The sequence below is a fragment of the Rhodoflexus sp. genome (assembly GCF_053489755.1).
In genome coordinates, this window is the sequence record NZ_JBRCHD010000053.1 from 156,126 (window position 1) to 162,781 (window position 6,656).

The following is a 6,656-nucleotide window of genomic DNA, read 5'->3' on the forward strand; positions in this document are numbered from 1 at the left end:
GATTAGCTTGCTGCCTGCAAGCGCTGCTCTACCAGATCGCGCCGCTCTAAAAGTACGATATTCTCTACGTGTGTAGTTTGTGGGAACATATCCACCGGCTGCGAAACCAGCGGTACGTACTTTTCAGCCATCAATGCTAAGTCGCGTGCCTGCGTAGAGGGGTTGCAACTTACGTACACTACGCGCTTAGCATCGCTGTGATTGATTGCCTGCACGACGAGTTCGTGCATACCCGCGCGCGGCGGATCGGTGATAATGACATCGGGTTTTCCGTGTTGCGCCATGAAGGCATCGTTGAAAATCTGCGCCATATCGCCTGCAAAAAATGAGGCATTATCAACCTTATTAAGCGAAGCATTGAGCCATGCGTCTTGTACAGCAGCTTCAACGTATTCAATTCCAACTACTTTTTTAGCCTGATTGGCAACAAAACAGGCAATCGTTCCTGTGCCTGTGTACAAATCATAGACAACTTCTTCGCCTGTCAGCCCTGCCAATGAACGGGTAGCCTTGTAGAGTTCTACTGCCTGTCGGCTGTTGGTCTGAAAAAAAGACTTCGGACCGATGCGGAAACGCATATGCTCCATCTGCTCTTCTATGTAGGGCAATCCTTTGTAGAGGATTAGTTCCAGATCGTCGAAAGTATCGTTGCCTTTTTGGTTGACTACATAGAACAGCGAAGTAATTTCGGGAAAGCGATCAGCGAGGAATTGCAGGGTCGCCTCGATCTGATCGGGCAGGTCGTCGTAGAATTGCAGAACGAGCATCCATTGCCCCAGCGTCGTATTGCGGACGGTCAGGTTGCGCAAAAAGCCTTTTTGCAGCCAGATGTCAAAGAAGGTATAAGCGTTCCGTAAAGCAAAAGCCTTTAGCTCGTTGCGAATAGCATTGGAAGGATCTGCCTGATGATAGCAGGTTTCTATATCAATCACTTTATCAAAATGTCCGGGTACGTGAAAGCCGACAGCATTTTGCTCCATGGCAGGCGCTTGATCCAGCATTTCGCGTGGAAACCAGCGTTTATTGGAAAAAGAAAATTGCAGTTTATTGCGGTAGTGGATCGTTTGCGCGGAGGGTAAAATAGGTCGGTGTTCAGGTATGAATACTTTGCCGATGCGCTCGATACAGTCGTGGACGTGCTTTTGCTTCCACTGCAACTGCGCTTCGTAAGTAAAATGCTGGAGACGACAACCGCCACAGTAGCCAAAGTGCATACAGTATGGCTCGCGGCGCTGCGGCGAAGGTGTAATCAGGCGCGTCAGGCGGGCTTCCATCAGGTTTTTCTTGCGGCGATAGACCGATACATCGGCTACATCGCCCGTTACTGCCCCTTCTACAAAGACGACCATCCCGTTGTATCGGGCAAGCCCTTTGCCTTCAGTGGTCATTTCTTCGATTGCAAGCTGTTCGAGCAAGAGTTCTTCTTTCCTGTTGTTCCGTGCCATGCTGCAAAATTAGAGTTTGTTTGCGATCCGAAAAGCTATGAGTTTAGGGCTTTGCTGTATCTTTGTAAATGGATTTACTCGTCCCTGCGCTTTTTTTCATTGCCGGAAGTCTGATTTTTGTGGCAATTACCTTTGGCGTGTGGCGTTTGCTGCGTCCGCACCGCCCCGATAGCAATAAACTGACAGCCTACGAATGCGGCGAGGAGCCGATAGGTACAGCACATGGCATATTCAATAGTCGCTTTTATATTATTGCGCTTGTTTTTTTATTGTTCGAGGCAGAGTTGCTCTTCCTTTTTCCATGGGCAGTAGCAGCTTTCCAGCCACAACAAGCCGTTGCTAACACATGGGCTGTCTGGGTTACGATAGAAATTTTTGTATTCCTGTTTATTCTCACCCTTGGGCTGGGCTACGTCTGGCGAAAAGGCTATTTCGATTGGGGTAAAAAAATAAATCTGGTAAAAAACATTCAAAATAGTCCGATACCGCGTTCTGTTTACGAAGCATTCAATAAACGGCAATAAAATTGCTGTCTGTTATCGGGCTATCCTCTTGTTATGATAGAAGAACTTTTTTGTTGCGCACTGCTTGCATTTGGCATTTCGTTCGTACTGACACCTGAGATTATCAAGGTGGCAAACAGTTACCAGATCCACGATATGCCTAACGAGCGCAAGGTACATTCGCAGCGCATTCCTCGTTTTGGCGGACTTGCCATCTTCATGGGTTTAATCATCACAATGTTGTTATGGTCTTTTTGGCGCAATCAACTTTTTAATCTCCCGCTGCTGGCTGCCGCTACCGGCATTGTGATCATCGGTTTCCGCGATGATTTTTTACCGCTGAAAGCGAGTATTAAGCTCCTTGCAGAAATTGCAGGGGCATTTATCATCATATTTTTCGGTGGTATCCGCATAGACTCGCTGCATGGTCTGCTGGGAGTGGGAGACATACCGCTATACCTGAGCTATCCGGTAAGTATCTTCACAATTATTGTGATCACGAATGCCTTCAATCTGATTGACGGGATCAACGGGCTTGCCGGATCTATTGCCATATTGGTTTTTGGAACTTATGGCTACTGGTTCTACATCAACAGCGACATGGCGACAGCAACGGTTTGCTTTAGCATCATCGGCGGCACGCTTGCCTTCCTGATTTTCAATTATCAGTCAAAGATCTTCATGGGCGATTGTGGTTCGCTGCTTCTGGGCTTTACCGCCGCTGCTATCACAATCAAGTTTCTGGGCGATAATGCTGCTTTAATGCCTACAGAAACACACTATCTTGCAAGCCCTGTGATGTTTGTGTCTTGTTTGCTGGCTTTTCCACTGTTCGATACGATCCGTGTTTTCGTATTGCGCATTTCTGCGGGGATTTCGCCTTTCACACCCGGTTTGAATCACATCCATCACTTGTTAATTGGGATGCACCTCCCTCATGCCGTAGCTACTACTATCATTCTTGCAACCAACCTTTTGTTTATCATAGCGGCCTTGCTCTTACAAGGCTTCAACGACAACGTTCTTGTAGCAGGCGGGATTATAGCAGCTACCTTACTGACGCATTTGTTAAAGTTACAGTCATCGCGTTTCCAAGTCAAACGCAAGGGCAATATCTTACACGATACACAGACCATCCCATACAAATCTAAGGGCATACTGCGCGAAAAAGTAAGCGAAGGCATATAAAAACCCATCATGCAAAATTGCCTGACGGGCTAAGTAGTCAATGCTTTAGCATGTTTCTTTTATGCAACACTCATGCTGCTAATGTGCTTTTTGATTACACGGGCAACCTCAGGGAGCGATTCGTATAGCTGACGATAAGAATCAATGACGAAGTATTTTTCCTGAAATTTGTCTTTGATGTAGGGCGTATTGATGATGTGCTCTACATCGAAAGGTACGCGCTGCGGCTGATCGCTAAGGCAGTAAACAGATTCCCCGCTGGAGGAGAGAATACCTGCACCGTAGATGCGCAGCCCTTCTGTTTCGTCCTGAATAAGCCCGAACTCAACTGTGTACCAATACAGCCTCGAGATAAGCTCGATGGCCCACTCATTTTCGATATGTTCCAGTGCAATATTGCTCAGCCCGCTCAGGAAGTTACAAAAGTCCTGATTGGTGAGCAGTGGTACGTGCCCGTACACATCGTGGAACATGTCGGGTTCTTCGAGGTAGTCCAGTTCGGCAAGTTTGCGTAGCCATGTGGTGGCAGGAAACTTTTTATTGAGCAATAATTCAAAGAAGGGCTTGTTATCAATCAGGCCGGGCACTACTACCAACTGCCAGCCGGTATATTTTGCCAGAGCCTCGTTTACTTCGTCAAAGTGCGGGATGCGATCACGGCGGAAGCCCACTTTTTGGATGCCTTCCATATATGCACTTGATGCAAGACCGGGCAGTTGTGCCATTTGTCGGTCAAACAGTAGTTGCCACACCTGTCTGTCTTCGTCTGTGTAGCGGTTGTAATCCTGCTTCTCTGTCATTGTTGTACAAAATTGTTTAGTAAAGCAATTATTGGCAAGTTAATTAATTAGCGGCATATTTCCACATCTGTCAAAAGAAAAAATAAAAAGCCGCTCTCAAAGAGGGCGGCCTTTCTTCATCGTCAAATTAATTTGTATAAAAACTTAAACTTTATCACATCGCTTTTTGCAAAAGAATGTGCTTCAGCCGTGCAAATATAGGCATTTTATGCGATTAGGCAAAAAAACTGCTGCAACTATATTGCATTGGGCAGGCATTAACCTTTGCAAGGCGCACCTTTAGAGCCCTCAATAGGCGCGTTCATACTAAAATGAGTATCTATACCACGTAGATTTTATTGGTAGCATTGAACTGTTTTACATAAGCGCTACAGGGCATTTCCGAGGTGATTGACCCATCATGCAATTCATAATGGCATTATTTTTCAAAAAAAAGCAAAGTTTTGTTCAGGGAATTGATGTAATGCTCGTATTTTTTAAATAAAAGGTGTTTTTGAGGGATAAAACGTTCGGTGCAAACCGAGCCGAAAGCATAGCGTTTCTATACAGGATATTTTTCCAGAAAAAGGCGCAGCTCGGGCATTTTATCTTGCAAGAAGTCTTGTAAATTTTGCATACATTTTTAGCGTCGTCATTGCCTGTGTTTTTCAAAAATTTTGCCGCCTTCTTAGCTAAAATAGCCCTCCTTTTTCTCACTCTTCAAGCCAAGCCTTAAAGCCCAAAAAATAAAAAAATAATTCTTCCTCCGTGCATTGCTCCATGGGTTTCCCTGTGCGTATCCGGACGTATAAGGCAAATAAATTACCAAGTACCGTTTGGGTATAGTAGTGCTGCTCGCCCATCAGGGGCAGGCAGGTAGCGTAGGCTTTTTGTAGCAAGTCTTGGGCTTGTCGCAAATTCTGCTCCCCGCCCAAATCCTTGAATACCAAGGCTAAATTGGATTGGCGTATTGCCACTGTGGGGGCATGCTCGCCAAAGTTAGCAATATCCGAGGCAAGGGCTTTTTGTAGCAAGGTTTGGGCTTGTCGCAAATTCGCCTCCCCGCCCAAATCCTTTAATACTAAGGCTAAATTGGATTGGCTTATTGCCACCGCAGGGGCGTGCTCGTCAAAGTTAGCAATATTAGAGGCAAGGGCTTTTTGTAGCAAGTCTTGGGCTTTTAGCAAATTCTCCTCCCCCCCCAAATCCTTGAATACTAAGGCTAAATTGGATTGGCATCGCGCCACTGTGGGGGCATGCTCGCCAAAGTTAGCAATATCCGAGGCAAGGGCTTTTTGTAGCAAGTCTTGGGCTTGTCGCAAATTCTCCTTGCCGCCCAAATCCTTTAATACTAAGGCTAAATCATTTTGCCATCGGGCTATTTTGATACTTGAACTTCTTAATTCTTCTAATAACCTGCCCTCTTCTTGGTAATATTCTAAGGCTTTGTTAAGAAATTTTCCGCTTGCTTGATAGCAGATATTCCCTGCCACATCCAAAGCGTTGGCTAATCCCTCTTTGTTTTTTGGGTCATGCTCTCTGTATATGCTTATGACCACTTCTTGGTAGTAAACCGCTTCTTCATATTGATGTATTTTTTTACAGGCATATACAAATGACTGATAAATTTCTAATAAATCACTTCGGTGTTGGTGAGCGACTTCACTTTCTTTTTGCTCAATGTACGCTTTGAGCGCCTTGTAAGACAACTTGATGTCAGATTTTAGCGAGAATATATTTTTCTCAAAATATCGTATGTCTTCTATCAAATTAAAGGCATCTTTACTGATGTAGTCGGTAGCTTTTGAAAAGTTTTCTATTGTTTTTTGGGCTATGGGTAGGTAAGTGGCAATAATAGTCTGTATTTCATTTTTATCTTCGTCTATGCACTCGGAGAGTCTTTGCAGCAATTGGGCAGTATCACTTTCTAAGCGGCTTTTATTTTTTTCTCTGCTAAGTTCTTGTACCAGAGGGCTAACTTGATAGCATATTTTGTTTTGGTCTTTGATTTTATCTATCCAGCCTTTGCTTGCCAGTTTATCAAGCGCAGATTCTATTTGTGCTTCTGCTTGCGCTTGCAACAGGTTGCATAGCATTTCGTACTCAAAAGGCTCTGCGGGCAGTACGGCAAAAACAGACATCATTTTTACTTCGTCTTCCGATAACTCGTTGAGGTCGTATATCCCCCCCTATTACTTGCAAAGCTCTTCCCTCTATATTTTTGTATTCGGGCAAAACCTCGCCTTTTTCTCGGATACTGAATAAACCCTTTTTATTAAAATCATCATAAAGATTTTTCAAAGAATAGGTTTGTTTCTTTTCATTGAGGTTTGCTAAGTTTTGAGCTAATATTTTTACTACTAAGGTATTTCTATCTACCGCTTGGTATATTTTTAAGAAAATATCATCTTCGTTGCCCGTATATGCTTCGTAGTATTTTTTAAAAAGCTGTAGCGCGTCCTCGTTCTCCAAACCTTTGATTGTATAAGGCACGATGCCTTTGAGGTGAGGAATAGCAGAAACTCGGGAGGTAATTAGAATATGAAACTTTTGAAGTTTGGATAGAATATCATAATAGCTTTTTTTTAGTTCTTCTGCATCATCGGCATTATCCAAAACAAGCAAACAAGGATTGTTCAAATTAGCTAAGGCGTTTCCCAGAAGTTGGAATCGCTCTTCGTCGGTTTCTTTTTCAAACTTCAACCCCAACTTTGGGGCAAGGGAAAGCAGTTGGTTGGCAA

6 protein-coding genes are annotated in these 6,656 nt (G+C 44.2%); 2 read left to right on the plus strand and 4 right to left on the minus strand.

All coding sequences use genetic code 11. The features are described 5' to 3' along the window. Positions 1-2 precede the first annotated feature (2 nt). Positions 3-1,445, minus strand: a complete 1,443-nt coding sequence (gene rlmD, locus ACWIP2_RS12425; RefSeq protein ID WP_448520256.1) for a 23S rRNA (uracil(1939)-C(5))-methyltransferase RlmD — start codon at positions 1,443-1,445, stop codon at positions 3-5. Positions 1,446-1,513: 68 nt separating this feature from the next. Between rlmD and ACWIP2_RS12430 the strand changes: the two genes are divergently transcribed. Then, entirely contained in the window at positions 1,514-1,969 is a 456-nt protein-coding gene (locus ACWIP2_RS12430) for an NADH-quinone oxidoreductase subunit A (protein WP_448520257.1), read from the plus strand. A 33-nt stretch (positions 1,970-2,002) separates the two neighbouring features. Beyond that, positions 2,003-3,136 carry a glycosyltransferase family 4 protein gene (locus ACWIP2_RS12435; RefSeq protein ID WP_448520258.1) on the plus strand — a complete coding sequence of 378 codons (1,134 nt, stop codon included), beginning with the start codon at positions 2,003-2,005 and terminating at the stop codon, positions 3,134-3,136. Positions 3,137-3,195: 59 nt separating this feature from the next. Here ACWIP2_RS12435 and phhA read toward each other — a convergent pair whose 3' ends face one another. The 3 genes from phhA to ACWIP2_RS12450 form a co-directional block, all read right to left on the minus strand. Continuing rightward, positions 3,196-3,936, minus strand: a complete 741-nt coding sequence (gene phhA / locus ACWIP2_RS12440; protein WP_448520259.1) for a phenylalanine 4-monooxygenase — start codon at positions 3,934-3,936, stop codon at positions 3,196-3,198. Between the two features lie 692 nt (positions 3,937-4,628). Continuing rightward, complete coding sequence (locus ACWIP2_RS12445) at positions 4,629-6,059, minus strand: hypothetical protein (protein ID WP_448520260.1); 1,431 nt, start codon at positions 6,057-6,059, stop codon at positions 4,629-4,631. Next, a partial coding sequence (locus tag ACWIP2_RS12450) for a hypothetical protein (RefSeq protein WP_448520261.1) occupies positions 6,019-6,656 on the minus strand: 638 nt, incomplete at its 5' end. The genes ACWIP2_RS12445 and ACWIP2_RS12450, both read right to left, overlap by 41 nt.

Coding starts and splice junctions, on each gene's coding strand:
- ACWIP2_RS12430 (WP_448520257.1), top strand. CDS start 1,514: ATGGATTTACTCGTCCCTGCGCTTTTTTTCATTGCCGGAAGTCTGATT.
- phhA (WP_448520259.1), bottom strand. CDS start 3,936: ATGACAGAGAAGCAGGATTACAACCGCTACACAGACGAAGACAGACAG.
- ACWIP2_RS12445 (WP_448520260.1), bottom strand. CDS start 6,059: ATGATGTCTGTTTTTGCCGTACTGCCCGCAGAGCCTTTTGAGTACGAA.
- ACWIP2_RS12435 (WP_448520258.1), top strand. CDS start 2,003: ATGATAGAAGAACTTTTTTGTTGCGCACTGCTTGCATTTGGCATTTCG.
- rlmD (WP_448520256.1), bottom strand. CDS start 1,445: ATGGCACGGAACAACAGGAAAGAAGAACTCTTGCTCGAACAGCTTGCA.